This is a genomic window from Hymenobacter rubidus (genome assembly GCF_016734815.1).
Lineage (GTDB): Bacteria > Bacteroidota > Bacteroidia > Cytophagales > Hymenobacteraceae > Hymenobacter > Hymenobacter rubidus.
Genome location: NZ_JAERQF010000009.1, coordinates 57,256 through 71,635 on the forward strand (window position 1 = coordinate 57,256; position 14,380 = coordinate 71,635).

A 14,380-nucleotide genomic window follows, 5' to 3' on the forward strand; every position below is an offset into this window, starting at 1 on the left:
CTTATGCAAATTGCGCCGCCAAAACATCAACTCACCACCTCACCATTTCACACCTCACCATTTGAAACACTGGCTCGTTAAATCTGAACCTGAGAAGTACTCCTGGGCCACTTTTGTGCAAGAAGACGGCACTGCCTGGACCGGCGTGCGCAACTACCAGGCCCGGAACAACCTCAACCTGATGCAGCCCGGCGACCTCGTGCTGTTCTACCACAGCGTGAGCGAGAAAGCCGTGGTGGGCATTGCCGAAGTAGCGGCCCTGGCCGCGCCCGATGCCACCGCCGAAGCGGGCTCGCCCTGGGTGGCGGTGCACCTGCGCCCGGTGCAGCCCCTACCCCTGCCCGTGGGCCTGGCCCAGCTCAAGGCCGATGCCCGCCTGAGCGAGCTGGCCCTGCTGCGCCAGTCGCGCCTGTCGGTGCTGCCCGTGCGGCCCGATGAATTTGACGTGATACTGACTTTGGGCGCGAACTGAGGGCTGAAATAAACCCACCAGCACGGGCGCAGAAACGTCCTTTTCGGTTGTAACTTTCGCATAGCAACCGCTCGTTGGAGTAGGTATTCCAGCCGCTTTTTTCGACGTACGGGCATGAAACTCCGCTACCTTTTTCTACTGCTGCTTTCGGTTGGGCAGTTACCCGGTGCTGCCGGGCTGCACGCGCAAAAACGGCCGCTGCCGCCCCCACCCGCCAACGCCCCGGTGCAAAATGCCCGCACCGAGCTGCCGCTGCAACCCGCCGATAGCGAGGTGCACGTGCAGCCCCTGGCCGCCGACAGCACCGTGGTGCTGCTGCTGGGCCGCAACAAGCCGCTATCAAGCAAAGTCAGTTTCGTATTTCAGCAGTACGACCATACGCTGCACCAGCGCCACGAACTGCCCCTGGAAGTGCCCGACGAGTTCAGCTTCACGCGCATGTGCGCCGAGAGCAACACGGTGTACGCCCTGTTCACGTCGCGCAACGTGCCCGGCCGGCTGTGGGTGGCGGCCTACAACGGGCCGCTGGAGCAGGTGCGTACCCAACAGTTCGAAACCAAGCTCAGCCGCGAAGTGGTGGAGCTGAAAGCCCTCGACGGCCGCCTGTTTGCTACGGTACTGCTGAACGACCAGCTCCACGTAACTGCTCTGCTGCTCGACGTGCCTACCGGCCAGATGCAATACCTAGCGTCGGTGTACGAGCCGCTGCCGGTGCAGCTAACCTTCGTGGCCGATGCCGCCACCCGCCGCGCCGAATACGTGCTGAGCCAGACCAACGGCCGCAAAAGCCGCCTGCTGCTCAAGCAGCTCACCGATAAGGGCCAGCTGGTGAGCTCGGAGTTTGTGCAGGCCGAGAGCGACCGCAGCCTCATCACGGCCCAGGTGACGCCGCCGCAGGACACCACGGCCCGGCTGCTCATGGGCACCTATTCGCTGCGCGACCCTACCTACGCCCAGGGCCTTTTCGCCACCGACCTGCGCCCGGCCGTGGGCACGGGCGTGAAACCGGCCCTGCGGTTCTACGATTTCCTGCACCTCAAGCATTTCTTCGACTACCTCAAGCCCAGCCGCCAGGCCCGCCTGCGCCTGCGCACCGAGCGCCGCCTGGCCCGCAAGCTGCCGCCCCTGCGCTGGCACTACCACCTGCTGCTGCACGAGCTGCTGCCCCAGCCCGACGGCGGCTACGTGCTGGTGGCCGAGGTGTACTATCCGCACTACCGCTACAACAGCTACGGCAGCTACGTGGGGCCCTTCAACAGCATTGGCAACCAATACGGCACTTCGCCCTATGCCAACTCCCGCATATTCGATGGCTACCAGACCACGCACGCGCTAGTGTGCGGTTTCGACCGCGCCGGCAACCTTATCTGGGACAATAACTTCGTGGTCGAAAACCTACGCCGCTCCGAGCTGGAGGAAGGCGTCCGCATTCAAAACCTGCCCGACGGCCGCTTGGTCCTGGCCTACCTCGACGAAGACAAGCTGCGCTACAAGGTGATAAACCGCGCCGATACCTCGCCTAATGACGAGCAGGTGCCCATCAAAACCGGCAGCGCCCCCGACGACCAGCACGCCGAACGCACTACCGAAACGTCCCAGGCCGACCTGCTGCCGTGGTTCGGCAGCCGCTTTGTGGCCGCTGGCTACCAGCGCGTGCGCGTAGACCACGGCCCCGACCGGGAGGTATTTTTTCTCAATTCGGTAGTTTTTTGAGAAAATCCAGACAGGGGAAGGGCTGAACAAGAAAGAACGTCGTGCTGAGCTTGTCGAGGCGTCTCTGCCGCGCCATTTGTCATGCTGCCGAAGGAAGCATCTTCTCCCATTCTGTCGATTCGTTCCGAGGTGAGAAGGTCCTTCGCTCCACTCAGGATGACAAATGGCGCGGCAGAGATGCCTCGACTGCGCTCAGCATGACGTTCTTTTTTTCGTTTGCGTACTACTGTACGACCCTCGTTTTTCAACCCAACTTTTTTTGCATGATTACCAAACTTCGCCTTCCCCTTCTCTTGGTGTTTTTGCTGCTAGTAGGCTGCCGCGCCGGTGGCCCCAGCACTCCAGCCAAAACCGTTGCCTCATTTTTCTCTAAATACGAAGGCCGCGAAGGCTTCAAAACCACCGAATGGTCGGCCGACTTGCTTCAGCGCCTAGCCTTGGTGAAGGCCGCCAAGCTGCTCGGCGGCTCCGACCTGACCAATGCCATCACCGGCATTCGCTCGGCCAAAGTCATCAGCTTTGCGCCCACAACCGGCAGTGCCAAAGAACTGGCCCAGCAGGGTCTGCGCGCCGAAGCCAGCGGCATTCTGCAAAGCAATAAGTATGACCCATTGACCACGGCTGGCTTTGGCGGCAGCAGCTACGCCATTTCCACGCGCGGCTCCGGCGATAAAATCTCGGAGTTCGCCGCCCTCGGCAGCCTCCCCGACGTGGCCGATTCCTTCGTGCTGGTGGCGGTAGATGGCAATTTCACCCGCTCGCAGGTGGAGGCGCTGAGCAAATACCTGCCGCAGATTGTGCAGGCTACAGGGAAATAAATGAAGCTGTTTAGAAAGTCTGATTTGCTTACACATCTGTCATCCTGAGCGCAGCGAAGGACCTTATCACGTCAGAATAGGCGTTGTTCTAACGTGATAAGGTCCTTCGCTGCGCTCAGGATGACAACGATTTTGACTTTCTAAACAGCTTCAATGTGAAAATGTGGGGGAATGTGAAAAATGTGGCAGATGCGAAAATCTGAGAAATTCATCGATGCATCGGTTGAACACGGTCACATTTTTACATTCCCCCACATTTCCCACATTATTTTCTCGCCATCAAATCCTCAATCACATCGGCTTGCAGCGGAATGTCGGCCATCAGGTCCTCATTGCCGTTGGCCGTGAGCAGAATATCATTCTCCAGGCGAATGCCCAAACCCTCTTCGGGAATATAAATGCCGGGCTCCACAGTGTACACCATGCCGGCTTCGAAGGTGCGGTACTTGTAGCCCACATCGTGCACGTCGAGGCCGAGGTAGTGGCTAGTGCCGTGCATAAAATACTTCTTATAGAGCGGGGCAGCGGGGTCCTGATTTTTTACATCGGAGGCATTCAGCAGGTCGAGCTTGATGAGTTCCTGCTCCATGCACTCGCCCACCTGCTTGTGGTATTCCTCGATTTCGGTGCCGGGAATGAGGCGCGTTTTGGCGAAGGCCATCACGGCCAGCACGGCATCGTACACCTGCCGCTGACGTAGGGTGAACTTGCCATTGACCGGAATGGAGCGCGAAAGGTCGGCCGCGTAGTTGGCGTATTCGGCCCCGAAGTCGAGCAAAATCACGTCGCCGTCCTGGCACTGGTTGTCGTTGGTGGTGTAGTGCAGCACGTTGGCGTTTTTGCCGCTGGCCACAATGCTGCCGTAGGCGGGGCCCCGGCTGCGGTTGCGCATGAATTCGTGCACGATTTCGGCCTCAATCTCGAACTCCCACACGCCCGGCTTCACGAAGCCCAGCAACCGCCGGAAGGCCTTGCCCGTGATGTCGCAAGCCTGGCGCATCACCCGGATTTCCTCGGGGCTCTTGATGGCGCGCAGCTGGTGCAGCAGGCGCGACGCCCGGCGGTAATTGTGCAGCGGGTATTGGCTTTGCAGCATTTTGATGAAACGGGCATCGCGCGTTTCCACCTCTACCACGGCCCGAATGTGCTCATTCGTGTTCAAATACACGTTTTCGGCCTCGTTCATCAGCGCGGGCAGCACCGATTTGAAGCTGTCCAACCACATAATGGTCTGGATGCCCGAATTCTGGCGGGCTTCGTCCTTGGTCAGCTTGTAGCCTTCCCAAATGAGAATGTGCTCGGAAGTTTCCTTCAAAAACAGGATTTCGCGGTGCTGCGGCAGCCGCGCATCGGGAAAGAGCACCAAAATGCTTTCTTCCTGGTCGACGCCGGAGAGGTAGAACAGGTCGTTGTTTTGCCGGAAGGCCATGGTGCCGTCGGCATTGGTCGGCAGGATGTCGTTCGACTGAAAAATGGCCAGCGAGGCTGGCGGCAGCAACTCGCGGAAGCGGCGGCGGTTTTCAACGAATAATTCGGGAGCGAGGGGGGCGTAGCGCATGGATGAGGTGTGGTTGGGAATGGGAGGCGCAAGTTAGGCAGGCCGCGGCAGGCCGCCGGGCATAAAAAAACCCTTGCCCGGTCAGAGCAAGGGTTTTCAGCAGTCAAGCCCGAAAACTACATCTTGGTTTCGGTCTTTTTAACAGTCGTTTTGTTGGCTTTGTAGCGCATGTCCGGCGTGCCGTCGGCCTTCATGGGGCCGGTGTGCACTTTGGTGGTTTTGCTCGATTTATTTTCCGAGTACCGCATGTCGGGCGTGCCATCGGCCTTCATTTTGGTGCTGGTCGAGGTTTTGGTCATGCCCGAGGGCGTGGTCATGGTGCTCGACTTGCTCATCGTGCCCGAGCTTTTGCTCATGGTGCTCGATTTGGTCATGCCCGCCGGGTTCTGCATCGTGCTCGACTTCACGGTAGTTTTGGTGGCCGGCGCTTGCACGGAGCGGGTGGTCATTTTCGACGAGTTGCTGCTCGTAGTCGTCGTGGCTGGCGTTTGAGCCGCGGCAGCGCCACCGAGCAGGCTCAGGGAAAGGAGGAAACCAACGATGCGTTTCATGGAATGGGAATTTTGATGAAGGGTTAAAGATGCAACTCCTACGCAGTCTACGGCCGAGTAGTTGGGGGCCAATGTAGCTATTTTTTGTCCGTCGCCGCCCTTCCTACTGCACCCATCAGCAAACGGTTAAATCTCAGTCACTGGAAGCCCTCCAACCGGTGTCTTTTCACCGCATGCGTTGCGCCCGCTACTGGCCAAAGCCGTTCCGGGGCCGCTGAAAGACAAGCAAAAAAGCCCTTGCCGGTGAAGCAAGGGCTTTTTCTATATTCTATTCTGGCAAGCAACGGGATTAAGCTGTTACCTGAGCTTCCAGCTTCTGGGCGAGTACGTGCTTGGGCACGGCGCCTACTTGTTTATCAACGATTTGGCCATTTTTGAAGACCAGCAGCGTGGGGATGCTGCGGATACCGAACTTCATCGAGGTTTGGGGGTTGGCGTCTACGTCAACTTTGCCCACCACGACTTTGCCTTCGTATTCGCCGGCCAGCTCCTCTACCACGGGGCCTACCATGCGGCAGGGGCCGCACCATTCGGCCCAGAAGTCAACCAGTACGGGTTTGTCGCCGCCGATGATTTCTTCGAAATTGGCGTCGGTTATTTCAATTGCTTTGTGTCCCATTTCAATTTGGGTTGGGGTTAATGAAAGTCTGGCGTATACGGCCAACGGGGTCGCAAGGTAGCAGATTGGATGAGTAAACAGTGAGGGCAGTGGAAAGTTCAGCGCGGCCGGATTGGCACGGTGAACGGATGGTTTTTCTATCTGAACGCTGAAAAGAACGTCATGCTGAGCGCAGCCGAAGCATCTCGCGTGTGGTAGTAACTCAATCGTTCAACGATGCGAGCGAGATGCTTCGGCTGCGCTCAGCATGACGTTCCGTTTGTTTACATTACACCTAAATCAGCGTGCAAACTTCCATATCCAGCTCCTTCATCTTCTCGATGAAAGCCTTGGGCTCAATCTGAAAGCGGCGCGAGAACATATCCACGGCCAAATGCTCGTGCGGCTCCACGAACTGAATTTCAAGGCGCTTGCCGCCGGGCGCGTGCTCGATGGCTTCTTCTAGCCGGTCGAGCATGGGGGCGGTCACGGTGCGCAGGTCGAGGCGCACGCGGACGCCTTTGCTGCGCTTTTCGGCCACGTCGGCCAGCGGCTCCATGGTCAGGATGCGCAGGTCCCACTGGTCCTGGGTGTGGCGGCGCAGCTCCTGCTTGAGCTTCACGTACATGGGCGGCACCTGCTCGTTGGGGTAGTTGCGCGGGTTGATGAGGGGCGCGAATTTGGTGTAGTCGTCGCGGAACAGGGCCGGGTTGATGCTCGTCTCGTAGTCCTCCAGGGTGAAGGTGCAGAATGGCTGGCCGGTTTTGGTGGTCTTGAATAAAACGTTGGTAATGAGGCCGGCTACGGCCATTTCCTTGTTCTTGATTTCGTCGACTTTCTCCAGTCCGCAGGTGCAGTAGGCGTCCAGCTCCAGCTTGTAGCTGTCGAGCGGGTGGCCGGATAGGTAGAAGCCCACGACTTCCTTTTCGCGGCGCAGCTGCTCGGTTTTGCTCCAAGGCTCCATCTCGTGAATTTTGGGCATGGGCGCGGCCACCGCGCCGAATGCGCCCGCGCCAAACAGGCTGTGCTGGGCCGATTCCTTGGCCGCGGCGTGCTGCTGGCCCACGCGCATGGCCTTTTCAATCAGGTTTTGGTCGCCGGCCGGGGCATCGAGATACAGGCGGCGGTGCTTGCCGAAACCGTCGAAGGCGCCGGCCTGGGCCAGGCTTTCGAAGGTTTTCTTGTTCACGGTGCGCAGGTTCACGCGCTTGGCGAAATCAAAAATATCGGAGTATTCGCCGGTTTTTTCGCGCTCCTGCACCATGCTTTCCACCGCGAGTTCGCCGGCCCCTTTCACCGCGCCCATGCCGAAACGGATGGCGCCCTCCTGGTTCACGTTGAATTTCAGCAGGCTTTCGTTCACGTCAGGGCCCAGCACGGGCACGCCCTGCTTGCGGGCCTCCTCAATGAAGAAGGTCACCTTCTTAATGTCGCCCATGTTGTTGGTGAGCACGGCGGCCATGTACTCGGCCGGGTAGTTAGCCTTCAGGTAACCAGTCTGATAAGCTACTACCGAGTAAGCGGCCGAGTGCGAACGGTTGAAGCCGTACTCGGCAAATTTCTCCATCACGTCGAACACGTCGTTGGCCTTCTTGGCCGGAATACCGTGGATGGTTTTGGCGCCTTCGATGAATTTCTCCCGCTCCAGAGCCATCTTTTTCATGTCCTTCTTACCCATGGCGCGGCGCAGCAAGTCGGCGCCGCCGAGGGAGTAGCCGGCCAGAATCTGGGCCGTCTGCATGATTTGCTCCTGGTACACCATGATGCCCTGGCTGTATTCCAGGATGGGTTTCAGCAGCTCGTGCGGGTATTCTACTTCCTCGCGGCCGTGCTTGCGGTTGATGAAGTTCGGGATGAACTGCATCGGGCCCGGGCGGTAGAGGGCGTTCATGGCAATCAAGTCCTCGATGTTGGTCGGCTTCAAGTCCTTGAGGTACTGACGCATCCCTTCGGATTCAAACTGGAATGTGCCGATGGTATCGCCGCGCTGGTAGAGTGCGTAGGTCTTCTCGTCGTCGAGCGGAATGTTGTCGATGTCGATTTTCACGCCGTGGTTGCGCTCAATCAGGTTCATGGCGTCCACGATGACGGTCAGGGTTTTAAGCCCCAGAAAGTCCATCTTCAGCATACCTGCCGATTCAATCACCTTGCCGTCGAACTGCGTGATGAGCAGGTCGGAGTCCTTAGAGGTCGAAACCGGGATGTACTTCGTGATATCGTCGGGCGCGATGATGACGCCAGCCGCGTGGATGCCCGTGTTGCGCACCGAGCCTTCGAGCTGGGTGGCGAGGCGCAGAATCTGGCCCTTGAGGTTATCCGGCGATTCGTCGCGCCGAATCATGTCCAGTTCCTGATTTTCGGCGAAGGCGCCGGCCAGGGTGGTGCCGGGTTTTTCGGGCACCATCTTGGTCAGGTCGTTGGTTTGCGGCAGGGGCAATTCCATGGCGCGGGCCACGTCTTTGATAGACGATTTGGCGGCCATGGTACCGAAGGTGATAATTTGGGCCACCTGCGTCTTGCCGTATTTATTCACCACGTAGTCAATGACTTTCTGACGGTTCACGTCGTCAAAGTCAATGTCGATATCGGGCATCGACACGCGCTCGGGGTTTAGGAAACGCTCGAACAGCAACGAGTACTTGATGGGGTCGATGTTGGTAATGCCCACGCAGTAGGCCACGGCCGAGCCGGCGGCCGAACCCCGGCCCGGGCCCACGGCCACGCCAATGTTGCGGCCGTGGTTGATGAAGTCCTGCGTGATGAGGAAGTAGCCCGCGAAACCCATCGTCTGGATGATGCGGAGCTCGTAATCAAGCCGTTCCTCCACCTCGGGGGTGCGCTCAGAGTAGCGCGGCGGCTTGCTCATCGTCACGACGCCCTTGCCGGCGCTGGGGCCGAACGCGCCCACGTAGGTCAGCTCGCGCAGGAATTCGTCGGCGTTGGCGAAGGGCGCGGGAATGGGGAAGTTGGGCAACAGAATGTCGCGCGCCAGCTTGGGCGGCGTGATTTTGTCGACAATCTCATTGGTGTTGTCCACGCTCTCGGGCACGTCGGCGAACAGCTCGTTCATCTGCGCCTGGGTTTTGAAGAAGAACTGGTCGTTGGCGAAGCCGAAGCGGGTGTGCGGCTTGGGCTTCTGCAGCTCCTCGTCGATGCGGCGCAGCTGGCGCTGGGCGTTTTCGTCGCGGCTGTGGTCGCGGCGCAGGTTGTCGAGCAGGTCGTATTTCACCTCGCCCTTGCCCGTCATCAGGGTGTAGTAGTTGGTGCGGATGTCGCCGACGGGGATGCTGTGCTCCTCGCCGGTGTTCACGCACAGCAGCAGGTCGTGGGCGGCGTAATCGGTCTGGTCAACGTAGTGCGAGTCGTTGGTGCAGATGACTTTAACGTTGTATTTCCTCGCAAAGCCCAGCAATATCTGGTTCACGTCTTCCTGGCTTTTGCCGGTGCCGTCGAAATTCATCAGGCCGTGGCGCTGGATTTCGATATAATAGTCCTCACCAAACAAATCGAGCCACCACTTCAGCTTTTCCTCGGCCTGGGCCTCGGTGCCGAAGAGAATAGTTTGGGGAATCTCGGCGCCGATGCAGCACGAGGTGGCAATCAGGCCCTCGTGGTATTTTACCAGCAGCTCCTTGTCGATGCGCGGGAACTTGGAGTACACGCCCTCGATAAAGCTCATGGAGCAGAGCTTACTCAGGTTGTGGTAGCCGGCCTGGTCCTTGGCCAGCAGCAGCTGGTGGTGGCGGGTGTCGCGCTCGCCTTTCTCGCGGCTGAAGGCTTTTTTGTGGCGGTCTTCCACCAGGTAGAACTCGCAGCCCACAATGGGCTTCACGTTGTACTTGTTGGCCTCGGCCACGAAGTTGAACGCACCGAACATGTTGCCGTGGTCGGTGAGGGCCACGGCGGGCATGCCGTCCTTCTGGGCCTTCTTCATCAGGGCTCCGATGCTGGCCTGGCCATCAAGAAGCGAATACTGCGTGTGCGAGTGAAGGTGTGAGAACGTGGGCATCAGGCGCTGCGCTTAATGAGGAATGAGGAATGAGGAATGAGGAATTGTCGTTTGAGAATTCCTCATTCCTCATTCCTCATTTTAGTAAAGATACCCCCGGCGGGGGAGCTTTGCCAAACGCCATTTCCCTGCTGCCTGATTCCCTGAGCGCTGCGTTTTTGCTTACTTAGCTGGGGCCGATACGCGCAGCACCTCTCCTATTTTCACGGCACCGTCCGGCTTGTTGTTCCAGGCTTGCAGGTCGGCCACGCTCACTTTGTAGAGACGGGCAATGCTGTATAAAGTCTCGCCCTTCGCTACGGTATGCTGAGCATCCGTCGTGACCGAAGCTGGCGCGGGCGCTGAGGCAGTACCGGGTGAACCAGTAGCCGAAGCGCCTTTTTTGGGCACGTATAGTAAGGCAGGGTTAATGTGGCCGGTCGCACGGCCAGACGGGGACGGCACGGGAGCAGGCGCTTGGGTAGCTTGGGCCGCGGGCGCCGTTGGCTTGGCTACGGCGCCCGCGGCCGGAGCAGGCTGGGTGTCCGTAGCCGTTAACGTCAGCACTTGGCCCACATTCAGTCCATAGGGCGGCTGCAGGTGGTTGGCGGCAATGAGCGTAGCGGGCGGCATGCTGTAGAGACGGCTCACCGAGTACACTGTCTCGTGCGCCTCGACCACATGCGTGCCGGTGTTGGGGACGGTGCGAGGCCCCGGAGTCGTTGGCTTGGGCGTGGCTACAGCATTAGACGGCGCGGGCACAGAAACAGCCTTAGGCGCTACAACCGGAGCAACCGCCGCGGGAATTACTTCCTTTGCTGGCCTGGGCACCGGGCTGGGGGCGACTGGCAAAGGCTTAGCCGCAGCCGGCGGACGCTTGACAGCAGGCTCGGCAACGGCCACATCGGCCGGGCGTGGTTCATCAGCCAGGGGCGCGGGGGCTGGCACGGCAACGGGCGGCGGCAAATAAGTAGCCTTGGCGGAGGAGGGACGAAGGGGCGCGGGCACCGGGCGAGCCGGCGCCGAGGCGGGCATGGGCACCGCGGGTGCTACGGCTGCTGGCGCAGGAGCGGGCGTCGGCGTGGCTGCCGGCACCACGGCTACCGGCGCAGGCGCAGGAGCAGGTGCTGGAGCCGCTGCAGCGGTGGTGGCAGTAGAAAGCGTTTCGCCCCAGCCATCGGCATCTTCGGTGGTGACGCGCTTGGTTTTACCGGCGTCGCTCTTGACTTTAATTTTTACCTTCACCTGGCCGCTTTCGGTAGCCACGTCGCGGCGAATAGCTACTGGGGCATTGGCCTGATTTAGCAATACATCCGTTTCAGTTTCGGCGGCCGTGGCGGCCACGATGGGCCGCTCCAGAGCGGCGCCTTCGGGCAGGGTACGGTACTCAATAGCTGTTTCGCGGGGGCGGGTGTGCTGCAGCCACAGCACCCGGCCGGGGCGCAGCTCCTCCACGCGGGCCATGCGGTTTTTGCTCAGCACGGCTTTTTTGCGCATGCCGTACTTCTGGGCCACGTCAAAAATGGATTCGCCGGGCTGCAGCACGTGGTATTCCACGGCGGCGAGGTCGCGCTTTTTTTCCAGAAAATACGGCCGGCCGGTCACGGCGACATCGAAACCGGATATTTCGTTGTGATGCAAAAACTCACCCAGGCGCTGGTGGCCGCGGCGGGCCAGGTCGGCGGTAGATTCGCCGGGCAGGGCAATGAGGGCGCGCAGGTTGTTGACCCGCACTTCGGCCGAGCTGGCCGCGAGCGTGGGCATGGCCAACAGCTCTTTGCTGCTTTGCAGGCGCTGGTTGGCGGCAATGCCGGCGGCCTGGGTCACGTCGCCCACGGGCACGATGAGCGTATAGGTCTTGTCGGTGGGCACGGCGGCGGCTAGCAGCCAACGGTTGTGGGCGGCCAGCGCGGCCGGCTCCACGTGCAGGGCCAGGGCCTGGCTTTGAATGGTTTGGCCGGCCACGGCGGGAAATTCCTGGAGGCGCAGTGCCGGACTGGGGTTGAGGCCACAGGCGGGCTCAAACGCAATTTTCTGGGCCAGAAACATCAGCACGTAGGGCGCCGTGGCCTCCGTGATGGCCATTTCGGTGGCGTCGAAATCGGTGGGCAGGGTGTAGGGCTTCACGCCGCCCAGGCCCGTGTAATAGCTCAGCAGGGCATTGAGCCAATTGTGGAGGCTGGTGTTGCTGCGGGTGAGGTAGCGGGCGGCGGCGCGGGTGCTGGCCGTGAGGTGCTGCCGCTCATCCACGGCTCCGTTCACGAGCAGGCCCAGGTCGGTAGCGGTTTCCTGCTTGAGCTGCCAGTAGCCCACGGCTTCGTGGTTGCTGCGGGCGTCGCCTTGCAGGGCGCTTTCCTGCAAGGCCAGGTAGCGGAAATCGAGCGGCACGCCTTCTTCCTTCAGCACCCGGTCGATGATGGGAAACGAGGCATCGGCCAAATCGACGCGGGCCTGGAACGACGGCTGGTGGCGGCACAGGCCGTCGGCTTTCTGCTGCACCAGGCGCTGGGCTTCTTCGTTCAGCACCAAGTGGATGCCAGCAACGTTCATCGCGGCGGGCACGTCGGGGTGCAGGCGCGGGGCCAGGGGTTGGGCGGCCAGCGGGCCGGTCAGACTGACAAGTATGAGGAGAAAAGCAACGGGATTTCGCATAGGCAACGCGGGCAGGCAGTCGCCACAGCGGCGGCTTTCGGCCCGGAAGCTACAAAGAACCTGAATTTTGAGCAATTTGGGCGAAAGGTGCGCGCTAGGTCACTTCAGAACCGGTGCGCAGGGTCGGACTATATTTGATAACACTTATTCTTTTCCCTTCTTCCATGAAATCTTTCTACTCCCTGTTTCCCGTGGGCCTGCTGGCTCTGCTACTCCTCGCCAGTTGCCTGCCAGTGGCAGCCCAGGCACCGGCCTGGCAGTCGGCGCAGGCCGTGGCGGTGGCCTCAGGGGCGGCTACCAACCCCTACTCGGTAGTAACGGCCACGGCTGTCGATGCTGCGGGCAATGTATTCCTAGCCGGGCAGTTCACGAATACAGTGGCACTTGGCGGCACCACGCTGACCAGCCTCGGCAGCTATGACGTGTTCGTGGCCAAATTTAACCCGGCCAGCAACCAGTTCGTGTGGGCGCAACGGGCCGGCGGCACGGGCACAGACTATGTCAGGGCGCTGGCCGTGAGCGGCGCCAGCCTATACGTAGCGGGGGCTTTTGCCAGTGCCACGGCGGGCTTTGGTCCCACCACGCTAACCAACGCAAGCGCCAGCAGCTCTGGTGATGTGTTCGTGGCTAAGCTCACCGATGCGGGCCCTACTGGCAGCTTCGCCTGGGCACAGCGAGCCGGCAGCACAGGCGACGATATAGCGTACGCGCTGGCCCTGAGCGGCACCAGCATATACGTAGCGGGGGCTTTTGCCGGTGCCACGGCGAGCTTTGGCCCCACCACGCTGACCAACGCGGGACCCAGCAACTCTAGTGACGTATTCTTGGCTAAGCTCATCGATGCGGGCGCTACCAGCAGCTTCGCCTGGGCGCAGCGGGCCGGCGGCACGGACATTGATTATGCCAATGCGCTGGCCATAAGTGGAAACAACGTGTATCTGGCTGGCACTTTTGCTGGCGCTACGGCCGGCTTTGGCTCCATTACGCTGACCAACGCGGGCGCCGGCGCAGGCACTCCCGACGTATTTGTGGCCAAGCTCACCGATGCAGGCCCCACCAGTAGCTTCGCCTGGGCGCAGCGGGCCGGCGGCACGGACTACGATGTTATCAACGCGTTGGCCGTGAGTGGTACCAGCGTGTACGTGGCCGGCGGTTTTGGCAGTTCCATAGCAGACTTTGGGCCTGCCACCTTGGCCAGTACAGGCTTTTTGGACGTATTTGTGGCCAAAATCACGGATGCGGGCAGCACCGGTAGCTTCGTGTGGGCGCGACGGGCCGGCGGTACGCAATTCGACACTGCTTACGCGCTGGCCGTGAGTGGCACCGGCGTGTACTTAACAGGCACTTTCGGCAGCCCCACGGCCGGCTTCGGCTCCACCACCCTGACCAACGCGGACGCTACTACCGGCTTCGCCGACACATTCGTGGCCAAACTCACTGACGTAGGCAGCACGGGCAATTTCGTATGGGCGCAGCGGGCCGGTGGTATGGGAAGCGACGTGGCAACCACGATGGCCGTGAGCGGCAGCAGTGTGTATGCAGCGGGATACCTTGACAGTCCCACGGCCAGCTTCGGCCCTGCCATCATTACCAAGCCGACTGCCAACTCCTTCCTCGGCTTCCTGGCCTCCCTCACCGACCCCACCCTGACGGCCACCACGGCCGCTGGGCCTCGCGAGCCGGCCGCCCTCTTCCCCAACCCGGCCCGCCACGCGGCCACCCTGCGCCTGCCCGTCGGCACTGCCCCCGCCCCGCTCACGCTGAGCGACGCGCTGGGCCGGGCCGTGCGCCGCTACCCCGCCCCGACCGGCCCCGAGGCCGTGCTCGACCTGCGCGGGCTGCCCGCCGGCCTCTACCTGCTGCACGGCGCCGGCTCGGCTCAGCGCCTGGCAGTGGAGTAGCGCGGAGGGCGCAAACCAAGTGGCGGATTGGCCGCGTAGCGGCGGCAGGTTTGCCGTATCGATTCAACGCGAAAGGAAAAGCCGCGTAGGGGTGACAGAACGTCTCGCGCCTCTGCCACCGCTACGCGG

At 60.9% G+C, this 14,380-nt stretch carries 9 protein-coding genes; 4 read left to right on the forward strand and 5 right to left on the reverse strand.

Going from position 1 to position 14,380, the window contains the following annotated elements; all coding sequences use genetic code 11:
• Positions 1–61 precede the first annotated feature (61 nt).
• The 3 genes from JKL48_RS08785 (at position 62) to JKL48_RS08795 (ending at position 3,003) form a co-directional block, all read left to right on the forward strand.
• The gene (locus JKL48_RS08785) at positions 62–472 is read left to right on the forward strand and encodes an EVE domain-containing protein (RefSeq protein ID WP_201981481.1); all 411 of its coding nucleotides are present in this window, start codon (positions 62–64) and stop codon (positions 470–472) included.
• 114 nt (positions 473–586) lie between these two features.
• Entirely contained in the window at positions 587–2,185 is a 1,599-nt protein-coding gene (locus JKL48_RS08790) for a hypothetical protein (RefSeq protein ID WP_201981483.1), read from the forward strand.
• A 263-nt stretch (positions 2,186–2,448) separates the two neighbouring features.
• Positions 2,449–3,003, forward strand: a complete 555-nt coding sequence (locus JKL48_RS08795) for a DUF4252 domain-containing protein (protein ID WP_201981486.1) — start codon at positions 2,449–2,451, stop codon at positions 3,001–3,003.
• Between the two features lie 265 nt (positions 3,004–3,268).
• Here JKL48_RS08795 and JKL48_RS08800 read toward each other — a convergent pair whose 3' ends face one another.
• The 5 genes from JKL48_RS08800 to JKL48_RS08820 all read right to left on the reverse strand — a co-directional run bounded on the left by JKL48_RS08800 (position 3,269) and on the right by JKL48_RS08820 (position 12,350).
• Complete coding sequence (locus JKL48_RS08800; protein ID WP_201981487.1) at positions 3,269–4,561, reverse strand: aminopeptidase P N-terminal domain-containing protein; 1,293 nt, start codon at positions 4,559–4,561, stop codon at positions 3,269–3,271.
• A 116-nt stretch (positions 4,562–4,677) separates the two neighbouring features.
• Positions 4,678–5,112 (reverse strand): hypothetical protein, encoded by a 435-nt coding sequence (locus tag JKL48_RS08805; protein WP_201981488.1) that lies wholly within the window; start codon positions 5,110–5,112, stop codon positions 4,678–4,680.
• 289 nt (positions 5,113–5,401) lie between these two features.
• On the reverse strand, positions 5,402–5,731 hold the full coding sequence (trxA, locus tag JKL48_RS08810; protein ID WP_196286315.1) for a thioredoxin: 330 nt from the start codon (positions 5,729–5,731) through the stop codon (positions 5,402–5,404).
• A gap of 274 nt (positions 5,732–6,005) precedes the next feature.
• Positions 6,006–9,719, reverse strand: coding sequence for a DNA polymerase III subunit alpha (gene dnaE / locus JKL48_RS08815; protein WP_201981489.1), 3,714 nt, complete (start codon positions 9,717–9,719; stop codon positions 6,006–6,008).
• Between the two features lie 162 nt (positions 9,720–9,881).
• Positions 9,882–12,350, reverse strand: coding sequence for a LysM peptidoglycan-binding domain-containing protein (locus JKL48_RS08820; protein WP_201981490.1), 2,469 nt, complete (start codon positions 12,348–12,350; stop codon positions 9,882–9,884).
• Positions 12,351–12,514: 164 nt separating this feature from the next.
• Here JKL48_RS08820 and JKL48_RS08825 point away from each other — a divergent pair, with 164 nt between their 5' ends.
• Entirely contained in the window at positions 12,515–14,251 is a 1,737-nt protein-coding gene (locus JKL48_RS08825; RefSeq protein ID WP_201981491.1) for a T9SS type A sorting domain-containing protein, read from the forward strand.
• Positions 14,252–14,380: the final 129 nt, after the last annotated feature.

What these genes read in the sequence shown, in the direction of transcription:
- JKL48_RS08800 (WP_201981487.1), bottom strand. Translation starts at nt 4,561, where the DNA reads ATGCGCTACGCCCCCCTCGCTCCCGAATTATTCGTTGAAAACCGCCGC.
- JKL48_RS08820 (WP_201981490.1), bottom strand. Translation starts at nt 12,350, where the DNA reads ATGCGAAATCCCGTTGCTTTTCTCCTCATACTTGTCAGTCTGACCGGC.
- JKL48_RS08825 (WP_201981491.1), top strand. Translation starts at nt 12,515, where the DNA reads ATGAAATCTTTCTACTCCCTGTTTCCCGTGGGCCTGCTGGCTCTGCTA.
- trxA (WP_196286315.1), bottom strand. Translation starts at nt 5,731, where the DNA reads ATGGGACACAAAGCAATTGAAATAACCGACGCCAATTTCGAAGAAATC.
- JKL48_RS08790 (WP_201981483.1), top strand. Translation starts at nt 587, where the DNA reads ATGAAACTCCGCTACCTTTTTCTACTGCTGCTTTCGGTTGGGCAGTTA.
- JKL48_RS08805 (WP_201981488.1), bottom strand. Translation starts at nt 5,112, where the DNA reads ATGAAACGCATCGTTGGTTTCCTCCTTTCCCTGAGCCTGCTCGGTGGC.
- JKL48_RS08795 (WP_201981486.1), top strand. Translation starts at nt 2,449, where the DNA reads ATGATTACCAAACTTCGCCTTCCCCTTCTCTTGGTGTTTTTGCTGCTA.
- dnaE (WP_201981489.1), bottom strand. Translation starts at nt 9,719, where the DNA reads ATGCCCACGTTCTCACACCTTCACTCGCACACGCAGTATTCGCTTCTT.